This window comes from Desulfobotulus pelophilus, from assembly GCF_026155325.1.
Lineage (GTDB): Bacteria > Desulfobacterota > Desulfobacteria > Desulfobacterales > ASO4-4 > Desulfobotulus > Desulfobotulus pelophilus.
The window spans coordinates 39,449-59,569 of the sequence record NZ_JAPFPW010000004.1; the positions used below are offsets into that span (position 1 = coordinate 39,449).

Consider the following 20,121-nt stretch of genomic DNA (forward strand, 5'->3'; position numbering starts at 1 on the left):
TGATCCGTTTGGGACGGCTAAAACAGGTAAGGGAAAAGAGCGGGCATGGATTTTTTGGTGCGAAGCCTGACGGAAGCATTTTGTATGATTCTTTCCTTTGATGCGGAGCTGTATGCCATCATCGGGCTATCCTTGTATGTGAGTTTTTTTGCGGTTCTCTTTGCGTCCCTTCTGGGAATTCCCATGGGATTCTGGCTGGCCGTTTCCTCCTTTCCAGGGAAAAGGGGGGTGATTACCCTTGTGAATACCTGTCTGGCGTTGCCCACGGTGGTGATTGGCCTTTTTGTTTATGTGTTTCTTTCACGGAGTGGTCCCTTTGGGTTTCTGGGCTGGCTTTATACGCCAAAGGCCATCATCATCGGTCAGTTGATTCTGATTCTGCCGTGGGTTGTTTCCCTGACGCTCACGGCGGTCAACCGAGTGGATGCTCGGTATTACCGCACGGCACTCACCCTCGGTGCCACGGCTTTGGGGGCCTCTCTGACCGTTGTCCGGGAAGCCCGTTTTGGTATTCTTGCGGCGGTGATCGCGGCATTTGCCAGAGCCATTGCTGAAATTGGCATTGCCATGATGCTGGGTGGAAATATCCGTGGATTTACCCGCACCATGACCACTGCCATGGCCCTTGAGCACAACAAGGGTGAATTTGTTCTGGCCGTGGCTCTGGGGCTGGTCCTTCTGGCCGTGAGTCTTGCCATGAATGTGGTTCTGCAGATGGCTCAGGGCAGGTACGGAGAGGGTGCATGAGTGCGGTTTATATTCTGGAAAATGTGGAGCAGATTCTGGGAGGCCGATGTGTGCTGTCTCTGGATTCCCTGATGGTTGAATCCGGAAAGGCCTATGCCCTTCAGGGACCTAATGGCAGCGGCAAAACCACACTTCTGCATCTGCTGGCCTTTCTTCGTGCCCCGGTTTTGGGGGAGGTTGTGTTTCAGGGTGAGCGGGTCCGTTGGGACGCCCGCTCTCTCACTGCCCTGCGGCGCAGGGTGGTGCTGGTGGAGCAGCATCCGGTGATGTTTACGGATACCGTAATGAAGAATGTGTGTTACGGCCTTCGCAAAAGACGGGTACCCGGAAGTCGTCAGCAGAGCATGGCCAAGGAATGTCTGGATCTTGTGGGAATGGCAGATCAGGAGCATCGTTCGGCCCATCTTTTGTCCGGGGGAGAAATTCAGCGGGTGGCCATTGCCCGTGCCCTTGCCTGCCAGCCGGATGTATTGTTGTTGGATGAGCCCATATCCAGTGTGGATATGGAAAACGCAGGAAGGATTGAGTGCCTGCTGGAAGATCTTCGCAAAAAAGGGAGAATGACTTTGATTTTTTCCACCCATAAGCCCCTTGAAGCCTTGAGGCTTGCGGATGAGAGGATTTTTCTCTCAGGAGGCAGAAGGGTGGCGGCGGGTGGAGAGAATATGGTTTCCGGAACCCTTTACGGTGAAAAGGGACGGACGCTGTTTCGTACGGCAAATGGAATGGAAATAGGCGTATCCGCCCAGCACGTGGCCTCCGGTCAGGTGCGGCTTGTGATTCGGCCAGAAAAAATCCGTCTTTTTACCCTGGAAGAAGCCATAGATAAGGGCATGGAGAATGTATTTGAGGGCAGGATACTGCAGATGCATGAAGAAAATGGCCAGATCAGTCTTGTTATGGATATGGGGATGCCTCTGTTTGTCCGCACATCCAGACAGTGGCTGATGCGGGCAGGGGTTCTGCCGGGAGACAGGATTCGGGCCGCATGGGGACCGGAGGCCATGGATCTTCTGCCTCCGTCGTCCTGAAACGGGGGTTGATATTTTTGGTGAAAAAGCGTGGCCTTCCCATTTTTTCCGGAATGGGTGAGGGCGGTGGCAGGCAGGTACCGGAGGTCTGGATGAACGGGAAAAAAGTACCTGTCTGTCATCGTCATGTCCTGTACGGAAGTTTGACATAAGTTACCACATTGCTTGCAGCTGTTTCCTGCTGGTGCAGGATGGGGGGCACTCCATTTCGTTGAGGACTTGCCCGAAAATGACAGTTGGCCGTCAATCACACGTAACATATAGCCATAACTGGCTCATAATGCACAGAGTCTATTGTGTGTCGAGTTGTTCGGGCAGGGGATTTTGGTCAAGCTTGTTTCTTTTTTAAAAAGGGAGGGGAAGGCCCGTTCCTGTATTTTTTGTGCCACAGCCTGTGGGTACCGGATGGGCCTCCTTTCAGAATGAAAGCCGCATCCGGTCTTTTTATTCTTTTTTTTCTTCCATGGCGGCTGTGAGGGCTTCATCCAGTGTGGGGTATACAAAGGAAAACCCTTCTTTCAGGAGTTTATCCGGTACGCCGCGCTGGCTGGCCAGGAGCACTTCTCCGAAATGACCGAGGAAGAGGCGGAGGGCAAAGGCAGGTACCCGCATAAAGTTGGGTCGGTGGAGTTTTTCAGCCAGCGTAGCGGAAAAGATTCCGTTGGTAACACTCTCCGGTGCGGAAAGATTATAAACTCCTTGTGTTTCCGACTGATCTGCAAAAAAGCTTACAGCCCGCACAATATCGTCTGTATGGATCCATGGCATCCACTGCGTCCCCGATCCCAGTGGTCCGCCCAGGCCCATGCGGTAGGCCGGAATCATTTTTGAAAGGGCTCCTCCCTTATCTCCCATAACAATCCCCAGGCGCATGCAGATAACCCTCACCCCCTTTGTTTCAGCTTTCATGGCTGCGTCTTCCCAGTCCACACAGAGGCGGGCCAGAAAATCACTGCCGGGTCCATGGTCTTCCCGGAGGATATCATCTCCGCAGGAGCCGTAGTATCCGATGGCGGAGGTTGAAACAAGGGTTTGTCCCTCTTTACCGGATAAGGCATTTACCAGATTCCCTGTGGTCAGAATACGGGAATTATACATGGTTTCCATGGAAGATTTTGTCCAGTAATGAAAGATACTGCGACCGGCAAGGTTGATGATGAGATCGGCATCTCCAGCGGCCTCCTGCCAGGTGCCGGGCCGGGTGGTATCGGCCTGGATGTAGGAAAGCTTTTCATGGAAAAGGCCGGGATGGGCTGGCGCCAGATCCACAGCTGTTACGTTATGGTCTTTGTCCAGCAGGGAAGAAAGGATGCGGGTGCCCACAAAACCGGCACCGCCGGTGACAAAACACTGCATGGGATACCTCCTTGGTTTTCAAAAAGTCTGTTGCAGGGCTGCGGGCCACGGTGAAAGGGACTCTTATCCGGTTCCGTGAACAGCCATGGGGTTTCCGGCGCAATGGGTATTACGATCCCTGTTTCTGTAACCTCGGATCTGAGTTGGTCTTGTGCATGTTGGGCAGACAGTTTTTTTGCGACGGAAGGGCTGTGGATCAGCCAGCTTCCATGAAGGAAATACTTGTCTTTGTTTTGCCGGTAGAATCATGCTTCAGTGTAATATGGACCCAGCCCCATGTAAAAGTTTTTATTCAGAAAGACTGGAAGTGTGCCGATGCTTTCCAAGCGCATGGAAGAGGGGTGGGTTTGAAGTGGCATACTTTTTAAAAGTGGTGCGAAAGCAACGGTGGAGTGAAAACTCTGGAGGATCGTATGAATTTGAAAATTAAGGCGAAGCTTGTTTTGCTTACGGCAGGTCTTCTGGTGATGACTGGAGTGGCTCTGGGTGTGGCTGCCTATACCAACGCGGCCAGTATGGCGTATGGGCTTATGGCAGACACTCTGCAGCGTAAGCTTGGCGGGGATATTCATGCGGCCCGTCTTTATCTGAAAGACTATTATGGTGAGCTTTCTATGCAGGATGGGCGTCTTGTGGACAGGGAAGGACGCACCCTTGAAAACCGATTTGATATGGTGGACAGAATTCTCGAAGACCTGGGTGTGGCAGCAACGGTCTTCCAGAAAGAAAGGCAGGATTTTATCCGTATTACCACCAATATCCGTGGTGAAGATGGCAGCCGGGCTGTGGGGACAAGGCTGGGAAGGCAGAGCCCGGCCTATGATCCTGTGCTGGGTGGGAAGCTCTATTCGGGGGATGCCCTGATTTTGGGAGCCCCCTTTCTTACGGCCTACGATCCCATTTTGGATAAAAGAGGTGAGGTTGTCGGCATCCTTTTTATCGGTATTCCTCAGGCGGAAGTTGTGGCTGTCATATCCCGTGGTCTGAATGCTCTTGCGCTGGCCACTGTTTCGTTTTTTGCAGTTTTTCTGGCGGCGGCCCTGGTTATTCTTTTTGTCAGTCTTCAACGTCTTGTGCGCCCTATTCTTCTGGTTAGCCGGGGGCTTCAGGATATCGCCCAGGGAGAAGGGGATCTGACCCAGCGTCTTCCGGTGCAGGCAAAGGATGAGGTGGGAGAACTTGCTGGATGGTTCAATACCTTTGTGGCCAATCTGCAGGATCTGATTCGGGATATTGGCCGGGGAGTGGAGACACTGGCTGCCGCTTCCCTTGAGCTTTCCACGGTTTCCGGAAGAATGCAGGAAGGAGTGGTAGCCGTGTCAGGAAAAGCAGAAGAGGTGGCCGTTTCGGCCGATGTCATGCGCGTCAGCATGCTGCAGTCTGCAGCGGGACTGGAGCAGTCTGCCAGTAATGCCGCACTTCTGGCTGCCGCATCCGAAGAAATGTCAGCCACCATAGATGAAATGGCAGCCCGTACACAAAGGGCCGGGGCAACATCTGATGATGCGGCAGAAAATGTTTCCCAGATGGCCGCCCACATGGAAAGTCTCAAGGAAGCGGCTGGCAGTATTGGGAAAATCATTGAAACCATCAGTGACATTTCCGATCAGGTAAATCTTCTTGCACTGAATGCCACCATAGAGGCAGCCCGTGCCGGAGAAGCCGGTAAAGGATTTGCGGTGGTTGCCAAGGAGATCAAGGACCTGGCCCGGCAGACAGCCGGTGCCACGGAAGATATTCGAAAGCAGATAGAAGGGATTCAGCAGACAACCGTAACCACGGTGGAAGATGTGGAGACCATTACTACAGTCATTCATGGTGTGAGTGAGATGATGGGCAGTATCAGCGCGTCCATTGAGGAACAGTCTTCTGTGGCCCGGGAAATGGCGGGTAATGTGGCAGATGTATCGCAAGGAATTGAAATGGTGTACAAAACGGCCGATAAAAATGCCCTTGTGGTGGAAAGCGTAACAGCGGATATGGGAGGTATCAGTGCCGCCATGGGTACCATGCAGGAAAGCGGAAGCCGGGTGAAGGACAGCGCAGCAGAGCTTTTGGGTCTGGCAGAAAGTCTCCGGCAGATGGTGGGCCGTTTCAGGGTATGACCATCCTGCCTGACCTGACAGTCATCAGGCAGGATGGTGTCATACGTGGTTGCGAAGGGCCAGTTCGGCAGGATGGGGGTTGAGGTAGCTCTGTCTGGCAAGATAGCTCACATCGTATTTGCGTACATGATGTGCCAGCAGGGTGACGGGTACGATCAGGGGAAGCTGGCCATCGTGGTAGCGGGTGATGAGGTCCAGCATCTCCTGCCGTTCCTCCGCTGGCAGAATTCGTTTGAAATATCCCAGCATGTGCTGCAGCACATTGGTGTTTTTCTTCCGCGTGCTTTTACGGCCAAGAGCTTCCAGCAGCAGCATTTCATAGTCTGCAAAAAGCTGGTTGCTTTCCATCTCTCTGCCCTTTGCCACAAGGCGGCCCATCTCCCTGTAATGTTCTGGGCTGTGTCCCAGTATAAGGAGCTTGTTGTCCGTATGAAAGTTGACCAGATCGCCCATTTTCATATTTATTCTGGCCTCACGCCAGCGGGTGAGGGCAAAAATACGGATGATGAAATTTTCCCGCAGAACAGGATCGTGTAACCTGCCATCCTCTTCCACTGGAATAAGGGGGAAACGCTTCATAAAAGCTCGTGCAAAAATTCCTACCCCGTTTTTTGTGGCAGCCCCTCCTTTCTCGCTATATACCTTAACCCTTTCCATACCGGAGCTGGGGGATTTGGACTTGAAGATAAAGCCGCACAGAGTTTTCTTTTCCAGTTCCTGCAGGCGTTTATCCGCCCAGCTCTGCATCTGTTCCGTATGGTCTTCTCCGCTTTTCCGGGTTATCAGTCTGGGATATTCCGGATTTCCCACCAGCCGGAGGGATTCTCTGGGAACGGGCATGCCGCATTCCACCTCCGGGCAGACAGGTATGTAATGGACATACTGACCCAGTGTGTGAATCAGGTAGGGGTCTCTCTGGTGCCCTCCATCGTAACGGACGGGATTGCCCAGAAGGCAGGAGCTGATGCCAAGGGTGATAGGCTGCTGAGTCATGCGGAATCTCCTTTGTTTTCGGATAAGCTGAAAAGAAGGCCCTAGGGGGAAGGTCTGCCCCGGCAGGACAAACGGGCATGGAAGGGACGGAGGTGGTTTCCCCCCCCCACAAGGTTCAGTTCCTCGAAACGCCCATCATGATTTCAGTGACAAACTGGGAGCTGTTCCGGGTTGTCCAGTAATCGGTAACATATCTTTCAAAGGAATCTTCACTGAGAACATAGCTGTGATTTTTGGCCCATCGTAACATTTTTTCATAGGTTTCACCTACGGTTTCGTGGGAGCCTATGTGGTAGCAGGAGAGCATCATGTGACCACCGAAGGTCATTTTTTCATGTTCTTTGCACTCCATCAGTGTTCTTTGCAGTATTCTGATTGGCTGGGGCTTATCCTGCATTCTGTCCCTGACGGATGAAAAATTGATGATAACAGGGCCTGTGATCTCATTGTTCACATTTTCCACATAATTAGTGAACTCAATATTGATAATGGATGCTTCAATGTTATTGTCAAAGGCCTGAATCTGGAAAAGGCAGTCCGATGATTCCACAAATTTGATGGCTACTTCCTGGATATTATTGTCGATGACCATTTCTGCTTCAATGATCAGGTCGTACCAGTCCGTTACGGAAAGATACTGTCTGCGGATTTCTTCCTGATGGTGTTTCAGTTCCGTAATTTTAGATCGGAAGGAATGCTGGATAGCTTTATATATATTGAAGGCGTTTCCCTCAATGAAATCCCGCATCTCATCCAGCTTGAAACCCATCTGCTTATAATATTTGATGACAGGCACGGCCAGAAGTGACTTTTGGGTGTAATACCGGTAGTTGTTGCTTTCGTCCCTCTGGGAGTTGATCAGGCCGATTTTATCGTAGTACCGGAGAGCTTTTTTGGAAACATTGCACAGAGTGCTGACTTCTCCGATGGAATACCTGTCTTTATCTTTCATGGTAACCCTTTACTGCTGAAATCCTGAAGTTCAGCCCGGCAGGTATGATTACGGGCGGGGCAGGTACGGTTGGGCGGAGTATGGTTTGCCCCATGGCAGGGTTTGGCGGGAGGTTTGATTTCAAAAGGCCGGGCTCCCATTGTAACTCCACACGAATACAGAATACAGCAAAGACTTTACTCCTTCAATTCGTTTATTCTCTTTCTTAAATTCATTCAATTAAAAGGACTGTTCACTTCCGTGTACGGGGGGTACCGCAGGGGCAGGGGGGGAATACTCCCCTGTTTTATGAAGAGGGGCAGGGGGGGATGGATAAGTTTTTGAAAATGCTTCTAAGTTTTTTTAAAAAACCTTCATTTTTTTGTTGGATTTGCCATTGACCTTCCCCTTAGGGGTAAAGATATAGTCCCAAAAAATCAAAAGCTGTGACCATGGAAGAGGAAGTGTACAAAAGGTGAGTTTTCAGGCAATGGGTTTAGAAAGTGAAAAGGGAGGAAAGGTACTTATGCAAACATCAGGTTCCGTCTCTTTGGCGGCTGTAGCTGCCAAACACAAAATGGCTTCAGATTTCAGGCGCAAGGGCATTATCATCGCCCTGGGCTCCGGTCTGCTGTATGGTTTTTATACGGCATTCATGACCCTTGGCATGTCTGTGGGCATCTGGGATCACTGGTATGGAGAGGACTCCGGTCTTTCTGCCTTTGCGGTGTTTTATCTGCTGGCAGCCCTGGGTGCTGCCACAACGGATACCTGCAGTGCCCTGTGGGCCCTCAGCATTGCCACCATCCGAGGGCGGATCGGGGATTTTGTGAGGACCATTAAGACAAGACCGGGTCTTGTCATGGTCGGTGCTGCGGTGATCGGTGGTCCCCTTGCCAGTACGGCCTATGTCGTGGGTATTCAGCAGGCAGGTTCCATTGTTGTCCCCATTAGTGCGCTTTGTCCTGCCGTGGGTGCCGTTCTCGGCCGATTTCTGTTCAAGCAGGAGCTGAACGCCCGTATGATGCTGGGTATTGCCATCTGTCTGTCGGCGACCTTCATGATCGGGATGACAGGCCTTGAAGAGGAAGCACCTCCCGGATTGCTGATAGGGATTTTCTTTGGGTTTATTGCGGCCGTGTGCTGGGGTATCGAGGGTTGTGTCTGCGGGTACGGAACTTCCATGATTGATCCGGAAATCGGTATTACCATCCGTCAGGTAACGGCTGGTCTTTCCAACCTTATTATTCTTGTTCCTCTTTTCGGCATGATTGCCGGTGCAAACACCTTTGGTATGGTAGGTCAGGCCTTTACCGACGGGTATGCCATGATCTGGTTTGCCCTTGCCGGCCTCAGCGCCTATCTTACCTTCATGTTCTGGTACAAAGGCAACGGTATGTGTGGTGCACCCCTGGGCATGTCCTGTAACGGTACCTTTTCGTTCTGGGGGCCTTTCTGCTGCTGGATCGTTATCGGTGTGATCATGGGCTTTGAAGGATGGGGGATGTCTCCCGTTGCCTGGGCAGCTGCCCTTATCATGGTTGTGGGTATCTTTATTATTGCCATGAACCCTTTGGATCTGTTTAAGAAAAAGGATCAGGTGACCGCATGAAACCATTGAATTATGCCATTTTAAAGCACTTTACCATTGTTGATGAAGCCTGCGTCGATGATGTGATGGCGGCACTGAAGGCCCAGTACGGACATTTTAAAGCCTTTAATAAGCCAACAATAATTTCAGCCATCATGACGGCAGAGGCCAATGGGCTTCTGGAGGAGGTCCGTTTTGAGCTGGCATCCGGTAATGAGCTGAAGGTGTATTATCGTGCCCATGAAGAGGGTGCTGCCACCATCAACCGGTATATCAGGGACTGATTGTGCATCGGGAAAAGGGTGTTTCCGAAGATGGAAAATCCCTGCATCCCATCATTAGTTGTTTTATAAAAAATATGTCTGACCGCCATCTTCGGCCTTTCAGGTCCGGGGATGGCGTTTTTTTATGCATGGCTACGGGCGGAAGGAAGTGATTCCGGTGCAGGCGGCTGGACAGGCTGGGGTTTGACCTGTGGGTAGCATCTTTTTTTTACCTGATCAGACCAGTTCTTTTGTGGTTGAGGGCAAGAGCATGGCTGGTTGATTTTTGATTCCTGTTAAGGGGTAAAAAAATATTTTTTTGTTGAAAATAAGTGTTGACCTTCCCCTATGGGGAAAGGGGTAAGCTGCTGGCAGCAGCGGAAAAAATTAAATGGTCAAGGTTTTGTTGATCAGTTTTCATAACATATGACCGGGTAGCAGAAGAGGGACTGGCATGCGCTATTATGGAGAAGAGGCCCTGGGCCTCATAGAAACGGTGGGGATGGTCCCTGCAATCAACGGGGCCGACAGAATGCTCAAGGCTGCCAACGTTGAGCTGATTGCCTATGAAAACGTGGGCTCCACCCTTGTAACCGTTATGGTGAAGGGGGATGTGGCGGCGGTTCGTGCCTCTGTGGAGGCGGGGGCCGCAGGTGCTGCGGAAATCGGTAAGCTTACCGCACACAATGTGATGCCCCGGCCCATCCGTGGGGTGGGGGATATCGTTTCCATCTATGCCGTGGAAGAAGAAAACTGCGAACGCCCCAGGGCCATGGGGCTGATTGAGACCTTTGGCATTGTCTTTGTGCTGGAAGCGGCTGATGCCATGCAGAAGACGGCAGATGTGGATGTGGTGGGTTTCGAAAACGTTGCGTCAGGTTACATTTCCGTTCTGGTGGAAGGGGATGTGGCTGCCTGTAAGTCGGCGGTGGATGCCGGAGTAAAGGCGGTGGAGAAAATGGGGGCCAGTGTGTACAGCTCTGTGGTCATACCTACCCCTCATCCGGATCTGGTAAAAATAACAAGGCGCTACACCATTGAGAACCTGCTGCCCTGAGAAATAATGGGTCGGGGGAGATTGGTCTTGCAGGAAAGGCCGGTCATGTCAGAGAGGGGAGAAGCATAAATGACAATTATTGATAATGATCTGCTCTCCATTCAGAAAGCCAGAATTCTGGCGGAAAATGCCTTTGAAGCCCAGAAGCGTCTGGCGGCTTTTTCCCAGGAAAAGCTGGATGAGATCGTTGAGTGTATTGCGGATGCAGCGGGAAAGCAGGCGCAGGCACTGGCTGTCATGTCCCATGAAGAGACGGAATATGGCAGGTGGCAGGACAAGTATGTGAAAAATGGTTTTGTATGCGGCCATGTGCGCCGGCATCTGAGGGGTCTGCGCTGTGTGGGTATCATTGGTGAGGACCGACAGAAGCAGATTATGGACGTGGGGGTACCCATGGGTGTGATTGCTGCCCTTTGCCCTGCAACGAGTCCGGTTTCCACCACCATCTATAAAGCCCTCATTGCCATCAAGTCCGGCAATGCCATTGTATTCTCCCCCCATCCCAGAGCCATCAAAAGCATAGGGCATGTCCTTGATATAATGATTGATGCTGCCCATTCCAAGGGGTTGCCCGAAGGATCTCTGGCTTATCTGGATACCGTTACCTCGGGAGGAACCTTTGAGCTGATGGCACACAGGGCCACCTCCCTGATTCTTAATACCGGAGTTCCCGGTATGCTTCCGTCCTGTTACAGGGCAGGGAAGCCACTGATTTATGCGGGTACGGGTAATGGCCCCGCATTCATTGAGCGTACGGCAGATATCCGGCAGGCGGTACGGGATATTATCCTAAGTAAAACCTTTGATAACGGTATTGTTTCTTCTGCTGAGCAGTCTGTGGTTGTTGACAGCTGCCGGGCCGATGAGGTCCGTCAGGAGTTTTGCCAGCAGGGTGCTTACTTCATGTCTGAAAAGGAATCGCTGGAACTGGGGGCTCTCTTTTATCGTCCTGACGGAAAGCCCAGCTCCAGAATGATAGGGGTCAGTGCCGCAACCCTTGCCCGAAGAGCCGGCTTTGATGTTCCAGATCATGTCAGGGTTCTCATTGCTGACCGGAAATATGTTTCTCCGGACGATCCCTATTCACGGGGGCTTATGGGGCCGGTTCTGGCATTGTACGTGGAGGATGACTGGATGGGTGCCTGTGAGAAGTGTATTGAACTGCTTCTCAGTGAGAGAAACGGCCACACTCTTGTCATTCACTCCAGGGATGAAGAGGTTATCCGTCAGTTTGCACTGAAAAAACCCGTGGGAAGGATGCTTGTGAATACACCGGCCACCTTCGGCGGCATGGGTGCTACCACCAACCTTTTTCCTTCCATGACCCTTGGCAGCGGATCTGCCGGAGACGGCTTTACATCTGACAATGTCTCTCCCATGAACCTGATTTACATTCGTAAAATTGGCTATGGGGTGAGGAGTGCCGAATCCATGGGCTATGATGTTTGTCCGGTAGAAACCGTGCCCTGCCTGTCCGGAAACCCCGGCCCGAAGGGACTTGACATAAAGAGCATGCAGACACTGCACCGTATTCTGCGGGAAGCTGTTCAGGTACTGGACAGGCCCGGTAACAGATACTGAAAGATTATTCGTAAAAGGGAGGTATGATTTTGGATCTTCGAGATTTTTCAAATAAGCTTGCCGAAGCAACAAAAAATCTGAGTCCGGACGAACGGGCTGCATTGAAAAGAATTTTTGAGGGCGTTTCTGCGGAGATTGCCAAGGGCGTGCCCTCCGATGGGGTTGCCGCTGTGTGCACCGGAACGGCTGTTCCCGATGGTCCCACAGAGCGTCATTTGAAGCTGAAGGAAAATTTTTTAAGGCAGGTCCCGAGCATTACCACCCACCGTGCCCGGGCCATTACAAAAATTGCCAAAGAAAACCCCGGAATGCCAAAAATTCTGCTGAGGGGTAAGTCTTTCAAATATTGCTGTGAAACAGCTCCCCTTGTGATTCAGGAGCATGAGCTGATTGTGGGCTCACCCAACGGTGCACCCCGTGCGGGGTCATTTTCTCCGGATATTGCCTGGCGCTGGGTGGAAGAAGAAATTGATACCATTGGTAACCGTTCCCAGGATCCATTCTATATCTCTGAAGAAGATAAGAAAATCATGCGCGAAGAGCTCTTTCCCTTCTGGAAAGGCCAGTCCGTGGATGAGTACTGCGAAGGCCAGTATCGGGAAGCGGGCCTCTGGGAGCTTTCTGCAGAAGCCTATGTGACGGACTGCTCCTACCATGCGGTCAATGGTGGCGGAGACTCCAACCCCGGTTATGATGTCATTCTGATGAAAAAAGGCATGCTGGATATTCAGAATGAAGCCAAAGCCCACCTTGAAAAGCTGGATTACGAAAACCCCGGTGATATCGATAAAATTTATTTTTATAAGTCAGTAATCGATACCACCGAAGGCGTCATGATCTATGCCAGACGGCTGTCTCAATGCGCATCGGAGCTGGCGGCAAAAGAAACAAACCCCGTGCGGAAGGCCGAGCTGCAGAAAATTGCCGAGGTGAATGCCCGTGTTCCTGCCCATGCGCCCAGCACTTTCTGGGAGGCCATTCAGGCGGTATGGACCATAGAATCCCTTCTTGTGGTGGAAGAAAACCAGACCGGCATGTCCATCGGTCGTGTGGATCAGTACATGTATCCCTTCTACAGGGCCGACATAGATTCCGGTCGCATGACGGAATACGAGGCTTTTGATCTGGCAGGGTGCATGCTGGTGAAGATGTCGGAGATGATGTGGATTACCAGTGAAGGTGCATCCAAATTTTTTGCAGGGTATCAGCCCTTCGTCAATATGTGCGTGGGTGGTGTGACCCGCGATGGCCGGGATGCCACCAACGACCTGACCTACCTGCTCATGGATGCGGTTCGCCATGTTAAGGTATATCAGCCCTCCCTTGCCACCCGTGTGCATAGCAGATCACCCCAGAAGTACCTGAAAAAGATTGTGGATGTTATCCGGTCCGGCATGGGTTTCCCGGCTGTTCACTTTGACGATGCCCATATCAAAATGATGCTGGCCAAGGGTGTATCCATAGAAGATTCGAGGGATTATTGCCTCATGGGGTGTGTGGAGCCCCAGAAAGCCGGACGGTTGTATCAGTGGACCTCCACGGCCTATACCCAGTGGCCCATTTGTATAGAGCTGGTGATGAATCAGGGGGTTCCCCTCTGGTACGGTAAAAAGGTGTGCCCGGATACGGGGTCTCTTTCCAGCTTTGATACCTATGAAAAGTTCGAAGCTGCGGTCAAGGAGCAGATCCGCTATGTCACCAAGTGGTCCAGCGTAGCCACTGTGCTTTCCCAGATGGTACACAGGGACCATGCCCCCAAACCTCTCATGTCCATTATGTATGAAGGCTGTATGGAGTCCGGAAAAGATGTGGCAGCTGGGGGCGCCATGTACAACTTCGGGCCGGGGGTGGTCTGGAGTGGTCTTGCCACCTATGCGGATTCCATGGCGGCCATTAAAAAGCTGGTTTATGACGATAAAAAGTACACCCTTGCTCAGCTGAATGAGGCCCTGAAGGCAGATTTTGTGGGCTATGATCAGATTAAAGCAGACTGCCTTGCCGCTCCCAAGTACGGCAATGACGATGACTATGCCGACCTTATTGCGGCGGATCTGGTTCATTTTACGGAAACGGAACATCGTAAATTCAAGACTCTGTATTCAGTTTTGAGCCATGGGACCCTGTCCATTTCCAATAACACACCCTTCGGGCAGTTGCTGGGTGCTTCTGCCAACGGCCGTAAGGCATGGATGCCCCTTTCCGATGGCATCAGTCCCTCCCAGGGTGCGGACTATAAAGGTCCCACGGCCATTATTAAATCCGTTTCTAAAATGGCCAACGACAACATGAACATTGGCATGGTGCACAACTTTAAGCTGATGTCCGGCCTTCTGGATACACCGGAAGGTGAGAACGGTATTATAACTCTGATCCGGACGGCCTGTATGCTGGGCAACGGAGAGATGCAGTTTAACTATCTCGATAACGATGTCCTGCTGGATGCCCAGAAGCATCCGGAAAAGTACAGGGATCTGGTGGTTCGAGTGGCAGGGTACAGCGCTTTCTTCGTGGAGCTGTGCAAGGATGTACAGGATGAAATCATCAGCCGAACCGTACTTCGGGAGATCTGATGTCTTTATCCGGCGGCCGTATCGGATGGATGAAGGCCGCCGGAAAAAGACGGCCAAACAGATCAAAGGCCAGGCAGAAAATTTCGGAACGACAGGGATCAGGGGCGCATCATGATTGAAAGAAAAGCACTGATTTTTAACATACAGAAATACAACATGTATGACGGACCAGGCGTCAGAACCCTTGTATTTTTTAAAGGCTGCCCCCTGCGCTGTCAGTGGTGCTCCAATCCGGAAGGTCAGAAGCGCCAGCATCAGGTTCTGTTTAAAAAAGATGCCTGTGTAAACTGTGGTGACTGCATACCGGTATGCCCTGTGGGAATTCACCGTATGTCACCGGACACCGGGCTCCATGAAGTGAGGCGGGACGTGGAGTGCATTGGATGCCGTCAATGTGAGAAGGTATGCAAGGTTACCGCCCTGTCTGTTGTGGGAGAAGTGAAAACCATTTCTGAGCTGCTGGATATCATTGAAGAAGACAGGCCTTTTTATGAAATGTCCGGAGGTGGTGTCACCCTTGGCGGGGGGGAAGTGCTGATGCAGCCGGAAGCGGCAGCCAGTCTGCTCATGGCCTGTCGGGAGCGAGGCATTCATACGGCCATTGAAACCTGCGGGTATGCCAAACCCGAATCGCTGACAGCGGTGGCCGGGTTTACGGATCTGTTTCTTTTCGATCTCAAGCACATGAATTCGGAACGGCACTATCAGCTGACCGGTGTGCGCAATGAGTTCATTCTGAGCAACCTGACCATGCTGCTGGAAAACAGGCATGCGGTGCAGATACGGGTGCCGCTTCTGAAACATGTGAATGACAGTGAGGAAGAAATCCGCCAGCTCATCGGATTTCTGGAGCCTTACAGGGATTACAGCAACCTCAAGGGTATTGATCTGTTGCCCTATCATCGGCTGGGTGTGCACAAATATGCCCAGCTGGACTGGGAGTATCCCCTGAAAGGGGATCCGGCCTTAAGCGAGAGTGATCTGGACCGTGTGGAACAGTATATACGGAAATACAGTTTTCCGGTGTCTGTTATCCGGCACTAGGCAAGGGTTACGGCCGGATTCGCAAGATCTGCAGCCGCTGCTGATGGAGGGAAACAATGACAGCACTTGGACTGATAGAAACCAAAGGACTTCTTGCCGCCATTGAAGCGGCGGATGCCATGCTGAAGGCAGCGGACGTTCGTCTTCTGGAAAAAAACCTTGCCAGTGGAGGGCTTGTCACCATCAGTGTGGCCGGGGAGGTAGCTGCTGTGAAGGCGGCTGTGGACGCCGGAGCTGCGGCGGTGGGGCGGATCAGGGGGGGTAGAGTGGTTTCTCAGCACGTCATTGCCCGTCCGGATAAAGAGCTTGGCTGTATCATTGCCACAGGATGGGCGGGTGTAAGGGAAGAAAATTCCGCAGAAGAGCCGGTATTTTTGCTGAAAGATCCTGACAGTAAAGACCCCGAGGCAGGCAAGGGAAAGACTCCGGGCAAAAATGGGCCGGAAGGGTGCACGACAGGTGCGCCGGATAGGGAAGTACCCCCTGAAAGAGTAGAAAAACAGGTGGTTTCACAGAGAAAAGTCAGCCATCACAATATTTCACAACTGAAAAAGATGAACCTGAGCAGTTTGCGTAAGATTGCCCGGAGTTTTCAGAGTATTTCCATGAGCCGGGCAGAAATAGACACGGCTCGAAAAAAAGACCTGGTGGAAGCCATTACAGGCGCTTACAGACAGGAAGAGGAGTAATCCATGGTAGACAGAGATTTGATGTCCATTCAGGAGGCCCGTGCCCTTGTGCGCTGTGCACGGAAAGCCCAGGAGGATTTTGCCCGCCTGGATCAGGGCCGGATTGATGCCATTGTCAAAGCTGTTGCGGATGCGGCTGTGGCTCAGGCGGAATTCCTTGCAACCCTTGCTGTGGAAGAAACGGGTTTCGGAAAGGTTCCGGACAAAAAAGCCAAAAACCTTCTTGCCAGCGAAAAGCTGCATGAAGCCATCAAAGACATGAAGACCATCGGCGTGCTCAGCGATGACAAGGTAAGAAAAGTCGTTGAGATTGCAACGCCCGTAGGTGTGATTGCAGGGATTATACCTTCTACGAATCCCACATCCACCACAATCTATAAATCCATGATTTCTCTGAAATCCGGCAATGCCATTGTTTTCACGCCCCATCCCAGCGCCAGAAAGTGTATTGGGAAAACCGTTGAGATGATCCGCGGAGTGCTGAAAAACTGTGGGGTATGTGAAGATCTTGTCAGTGTGATGAGTGTGCCTTCCATGGAGGGCAGTGCGGAGTTGATGAAGGTTGTGGATCTCATTCTTGCAACGGGCGGTCCCGGCATGGTGAAGGCTGCTTACAGCTCCGGAACACCCGCCCTTGGTGTGGGTGCGGGCAACGTTCCGGCCTTTATTGAGAGAAGTGCGGATATAGAGGATGCCGTTGCCAAAATTTTTGCCAGCAAAACCTTTGACAACGGCACGGTCTGCGCATCGGAGCAGGCCATTGTAACGGAAAGTGTGATTGCCGAGCAGGTGAAAAAAAGTTTCGTTGCCCATGGTGGATATTTTCTCAGCGGTGATAAGGCGGAGAAAGTGAAACGGTACATGGAACGGGGCAATGGCTCCATGAACCCTGATATTGTTGGCCGGGATGCGGCTTATATAGCCCGTTTTGCCGGTATCGATGTTCCCCCGGGAACCCGGATTCTTATTTATGAGGAAGAGGGTGTGGGGCCGAAGTATCCCTTCTCCAAAGAAAAACTCACAGCTCTTCTGGGCTTTTATACGGTGAATGACTGGAAGGAAGCCTGTGAGATCTGTGACAAACTCTTGAGAAATGGAGGCGTGGGACATTCCCTTGCCATTCACTCCAGAAACGAAGAGGTGATCCGGGAGTTCGGACTGCGAAAACCCGTTTCCCGCATGCTGGTTAACACCCCCTCAACCCAGGGAGCCGTTGGTATCAGTACCAGTCTCTTCCCATCTTTTACACTGGGTTGCGGCACCGTTGGCGGAAGCGCCACTTCCGACAATGTTACCCCGCTGAACCTGATGAACGTGCGCCGGGTCGCCTATGATCTGGGGAACACCTGCTGTTCCTCTGCGCCGGTACCGGCGGCATCCGCCGCATCGACGACATCGTCCATTGATATCAATGCCGTAACGGCGCTGATTGTGGAGCAGCTTAGAAAAATGGCCTGATTCCCTTTGCGGGATTGGTCGGTACAGGAACCAGCAACAAACGGTAATCTACAATACAAAAAAATAAAAAGGAGAAAGACATGTCCTCATTGAATGCACTGGGAATGATAGAAACCAAAGGTCTTGTGGGCGCCATTGAAGCAGCAGATGCCATGGTCAAGGCAGCCAATGTTACCCTGATCGGACGGGCCCAGGTAGGTGCGGGTCTTGTGACCGTTATGGTTCGTGGTGACGTTGGTGCGGTGAAAGCGGCAACGGATGCCGGCGCGGCGGCGGCGGACAGGGTCGGTGAACTGGTGAGCGTGCACGTAATCCCCCGTCCCCATGGTGAAGTAGAGCTGATCCTTCCGAAAATTGAGGGGTGATAAGGTATGAAAGTCATATCGGAATCCTTTCTGAGGGAGCTTTTCAGAAAAGAGATCCCCGAGACTTTCAGGGTGGAGGAGGGTCAGATTCTGACCCCCTCCGCTGCACAGCTCCTTGGTGAAAGAGGAGTGAAAATCATCAGGGATGAAGACAGGGCTTCGGAGAAATTGCCGGAAGTCCGGGAAACGGCCGGAGATATCCCGGAACCTCAGTACGTGGTGGCCGGAGGCGGTATGCTGACAAGTAAGCCCGAGCATATGACCCAGCTTCGCGGTAACTGTCTGGTAGCCAAAGATCACGTCCGCATTATTCTCCGGGGCAGGCTGGACAGCCTTCAGTCCGAAATCCTTCTTGTCCAGGGTAAAGCCCATGGTAGCGGCCTTACGAATCTTGTCAGAGATCTGGGCGATGTGCTGGCACAGGCAAGGGCGGTGATGAGGGCAGAGGTACTGGAGGAACCCCTGCCGGAAGGTCTGATCATGGGGCTGGGTGCGGCGGAACTGAGGGCACAGTCCCATCATCCAAAACAATATTTCGGCGTGGATCATCTTCTCCCCTCTTTTACCATGGGGGAAATGCTGCTGACCCTGAATGCGCTCAGAAGCCTGGTCCGGGAAGTGGAAGTGGCCGCCGTCAGTGCCTTCAGAGCTGAGTTTGGATCGGAACGTCCGGATATCATTCAGGCCCTGAACCGGATGAGCAGTGCTGTCTACATCATGATGCTCAGGGAGGCGACGGGCAGGTACCGTTGATGAAGCCTTCGGCCGGGCGTGAAGATGGGGGAAACGGAAGGGTTTTCCGGGGGGAAGCAGAAACGCTAAGGGAGTCTTCAATGAATGAACAAGCCATGAAAGATATCCTTGGTGATATCATCAGAAAAGTGCTGGAACAGCTGGAGGGTGCATTGCCTGTGGTTCCGGAGGCAGCCGATGGGGTGGACGGGATTCCTGTGGAGCTTTCCGCGCGCCATGCCCATCTGAGTGAAGAAGATGCCATCGCTCTTTTTGGAGGTCCACTGACAAGGGTAAGGGATCTTTCCCAGCCGGGTCAGTTCCTCTGTAAGGAGCGGGTACGGTTGATCGGTCCTAAAGGGGTTATCGATAATGTGGCCATTCTCGGGCCTTCCCGCGGCAGTTCTCAGGTGGAGATTTCCAAAACCGATGCCCGTATTCTTGGAGTGGATGTCCCCATCCGGCAATCCGGTGATACGGCCGGAAGCCCCGGAATCATTCTTGCCTCTCAGCAGAATGTGGTGGGCCTGGAGGAAGGACTGATTGTTGCGGGACGTCATATTCATATGGCACCCAAGGATGCAGAAAGATTCGGCGTTACGGATAACACCAGAGTCAGTGTCCGGCTGAACAGCCAAAGGCCTGTTATTCTGGAAGACGTACTGGTTCGCGTGAATGAAAATTTCCGTCTTGCCATGCACATCGACCTGGATGAGGGAAATGGAGCCGGTTGGAATACGAATGTCACTGGCAGTATTGTGGCAAAACAATAGGGAGACGGCAGGTGGATTTCACAGCCATTGATCAACAAATCAACGCCCTTGAACAATGTGTGGACAAAACGGTTCCCGTGGACAGGGATGAACCCCTGCTTGTGGGGGTGGATCTTGGAACGGCCTACATTGTGGTGGTGGTCCTGAACAGCAGCAGCGAACCCGTGGCCTGTGCCATGGAGTTTGCTCAGGTGATCAAGGACGGGCTGGTGGTAGATTACATTGGTGCTACCCGCATTGTCCGCAGGCTGGTGTCTCAGCTGGAAGAACGGTTGGGCCGGACTCTGGAGCGCGCCGCCATCGCCGTTCCACCCGGAACCGGAGAGAAGGACTGCAAGACCCATGGCTATGTTGTGGAAGGAGCAGGGCTGGAGGTGGTAACCATTCTGGATGAGCCTACGGCAGCCAATGCGGTGCTGGGTATCTCCAGTGGAGTGATTGTGGATATTGGTGGCGGTACCACGGGCCTTTCCGTCATTGAAGAGGGCAAGGTGGTGTATGTAGCTGATGAAGCCACGGGCGGCACCCACCTTTCCCTTGTGCTGGCCGGCAATTACCGGGTGAGTTTTGAAGAGGCGGAAGAGCTGAAAAAGGACAGAAGCCGTCAGAATGAAATCCTTTCTGTGGTGCGTCCGGTTATTCAGAAGATGGCCTCCATCGTCAATACTCATATACAGGGAAGGGATGTGAAAGCCATTTATCTTGTGGGCGGTACCTGTTGTCTGAAAGATATGGAAAAGGTGATGGAAAAGGAAACGGGTAAGCCTGTGTACAAACCGGCCAATCCATTTCTTGTAACGCCTTTGGGCATAGCCATGAACTGCGGCAGGTAGGA

18 protein-coding genes are annotated in these 20,121 nt (G+C 52.2%); 15 read left to right on the forward strand and 3 right to left on the reverse strand.

The features are described from left to right. Window positions 1-45: 45 nt before the first annotated feature. Both OOT00_RS04965 and OOT00_RS04970 read left to right on the forward strand, forming a co-directional pair. Entirely contained in the window at window positions 46-747 is a 702-nt protein-coding gene (locus OOT00_RS04965; RefSeq protein ID WP_265424206.1) for an ABC transporter permease, read from the forward strand. Further along, complete coding sequence (locus tag OOT00_RS04970) at window positions 744-1,778, forward strand: ABC transporter ATP-binding protein (RefSeq protein ID WP_265424207.1); 1,035 nt, start codon at window positions 744-746, stop codon at window positions 1,776-1,778. Before OOT00_RS04965 ends, OOT00_RS04970 begins: the two co-directional genes overlap by 4 nt. A gap of 444 nt (window positions 1,779-2,222) precedes the next feature. Here the strand turns inward: OOT00_RS04970 and OOT00_RS04975 are convergent, their stop codons facing one another. Then, window positions 2,223-3,134, reverse strand: coding sequence for a TIGR01777 family oxidoreductase (locus OOT00_RS04975; protein WP_265424208.1), 912 nt, complete (start codon window positions 3,132-3,134; stop codon window positions 2,223-2,225). Between the two features lie 413 nt (window positions 3,135-3,547). Here OOT00_RS04975 and OOT00_RS04980 point away from each other — a divergent pair, with 413 nt between their 5' ends. Then, complete coding sequence (locus OOT00_RS04980) at window positions 3,548-5,239, forward strand: methyl-accepting chemotaxis protein (RefSeq protein WP_265424209.1); 1,692 nt, start codon at window positions 3,548-3,550, stop codon at window positions 5,237-5,239. A gap of 39 nt (window positions 5,240-5,278) precedes the next feature. Here the strand turns inward: OOT00_RS04980 and OOT00_RS04985 are convergent, their stop codons facing one another. Both OOT00_RS04985 and OOT00_RS04990 read right to left on the reverse strand, forming a co-directional pair. Continuing rightward, on the reverse strand, window positions 5,279-6,232 hold the full coding sequence (locus tag OOT00_RS04985; RefSeq protein WP_265424210.1) for a YbgA family protein: 954 nt from the start codon (window positions 6,230-6,232) through the stop codon (window positions 5,279-5,281). 115 nt (window positions 6,233-6,347) lie between these two features. After that, entirely contained in the window at window positions 6,348-7,184 is an 837-nt protein-coding gene (locus tag OOT00_RS04990) for a choline utilization transcriptional activator (protein ID WP_265424211.1), read from the reverse strand. A gap of 505 nt (window positions 7,185-7,689) precedes the next feature. Between OOT00_RS04990 and OOT00_RS04995 the strand changes: the two genes are divergently transcribed. The 12 genes from OOT00_RS04995 to eutJ all read left to right on the forward strand — a co-directional run bounded on the left by OOT00_RS04995 (window position 7,690) and on the right by eutJ (window position 20,119). Continuing rightward, complete coding sequence (locus OOT00_RS04995) at window positions 7,690-8,775, forward strand: DMT family transporter (protein WP_265424212.1); 1,086 nt, start codon at window positions 7,690-7,692, stop codon at window positions 8,773-8,775. Next, window positions 8,772-9,038, forward strand: coding sequence for a hypothetical protein (locus tag OOT00_RS05000; protein ID WP_265424213.1), 267 nt, complete (start codon window positions 8,772-8,774; stop codon window positions 9,036-9,038). Before OOT00_RS04995 ends, OOT00_RS05000 begins: the two co-directional genes overlap by 4 nt. A gap of 433 nt (window positions 9,039-9,471) precedes the next feature. Then, entirely contained in the window at window positions 9,472-10,074 is a 603-nt protein-coding gene (locus tag OOT00_RS16535) for a BMC-T shell protein (RefSeq protein ID WP_303649865.1), read from the forward strand. A 69-nt stretch (window positions 10,075-10,143) separates the two neighbouring features. Continuing rightward, entirely contained in the window at window positions 10,144-11,655 is a 1,512-nt protein-coding gene (locus OOT00_RS05015; protein ID WP_265424214.1) for an aldehyde dehydrogenase family protein, read from the forward strand. A 29-nt stretch (window positions 11,656-11,684) separates the two neighbouring features. Continuing rightward, window positions 11,685-14,225 (forward strand): choline trimethylamine-lyase, encoded by a 2,541-nt coding sequence (cutC, locus tag OOT00_RS05020; protein WP_303649866.1) that lies wholly within the window; start codon window positions 11,685-11,687, stop codon window positions 14,223-14,225. A 111-nt stretch (window positions 14,226-14,336) separates the two neighbouring features. Beyond that, window positions 14,337-15,269, forward strand: coding sequence for a choline TMA-lyase-activating enzyme (cutD, locus tag OOT00_RS05025; protein ID WP_265424216.1), 933 nt, complete (start codon window positions 14,337-14,339; stop codon window positions 15,267-15,269). A 56-nt stretch (window positions 15,270-15,325) separates the two neighbouring features. Beyond that, window positions 15,326-15,958: a BMC domain-containing protein gene (locus OOT00_RS16540; RefSeq protein WP_303649867.1), complete on the forward strand. Its 633-nt coding sequence runs from the start codon at window positions 15,326-15,328 to the stop codon at window positions 15,956-15,958. A gap of 3 nt (window positions 15,959-15,961) precedes the next feature. Beyond that, on the forward strand, window positions 15,962-17,416 hold the full coding sequence (locus OOT00_RS05035) for an acetaldehyde dehydrogenase (acetylating) (protein ID WP_265424217.1): 1,455 nt from the start codon (window positions 15,962-15,964) through the stop codon (window positions 17,414-17,416). 80 nt (window positions 17,417-17,496) lie between these two features. Beyond that, complete coding sequence (gene eutM, locus OOT00_RS05040) at window positions 17,497-17,781, forward strand: ethanolamine utilization microcompartment protein EutM (protein WP_265424218.1); 285 nt, start codon at window positions 17,497-17,499, stop codon at window positions 17,779-17,781. Window positions 17,782-17,787: 6 nt separating this feature from the next. Then, window positions 17,788-18,534 (forward strand): cobalamin adenosyltransferase family protein, encoded by a 747-nt coding sequence (locus tag OOT00_RS05045; protein ID WP_265424219.1) that lies wholly within the window; start codon window positions 17,788-17,790, stop codon window positions 18,532-18,534. A gap of 80 nt (window positions 18,535-18,614) precedes the next feature. After that, window positions 18,615-19,286, forward strand: coding sequence for a phosphate propanoyltransferase (locus tag OOT00_RS05050; protein ID WP_265424220.1), 672 nt, complete (start codon window positions 18,615-18,617; stop codon window positions 19,284-19,286). 11 nt (window positions 19,287-19,297) lie between these two features. Then, window positions 19,298-20,119, forward strand: a complete 822-nt coding sequence (eutJ, locus tag OOT00_RS05055; protein WP_265424221.1) for an ethanolamine utilization protein EutJ — start codon at window positions 19,298-19,300, stop codon at window positions 20,117-20,119. Window positions 20,120-20,121 lie beyond the last annotated feature (2 nt).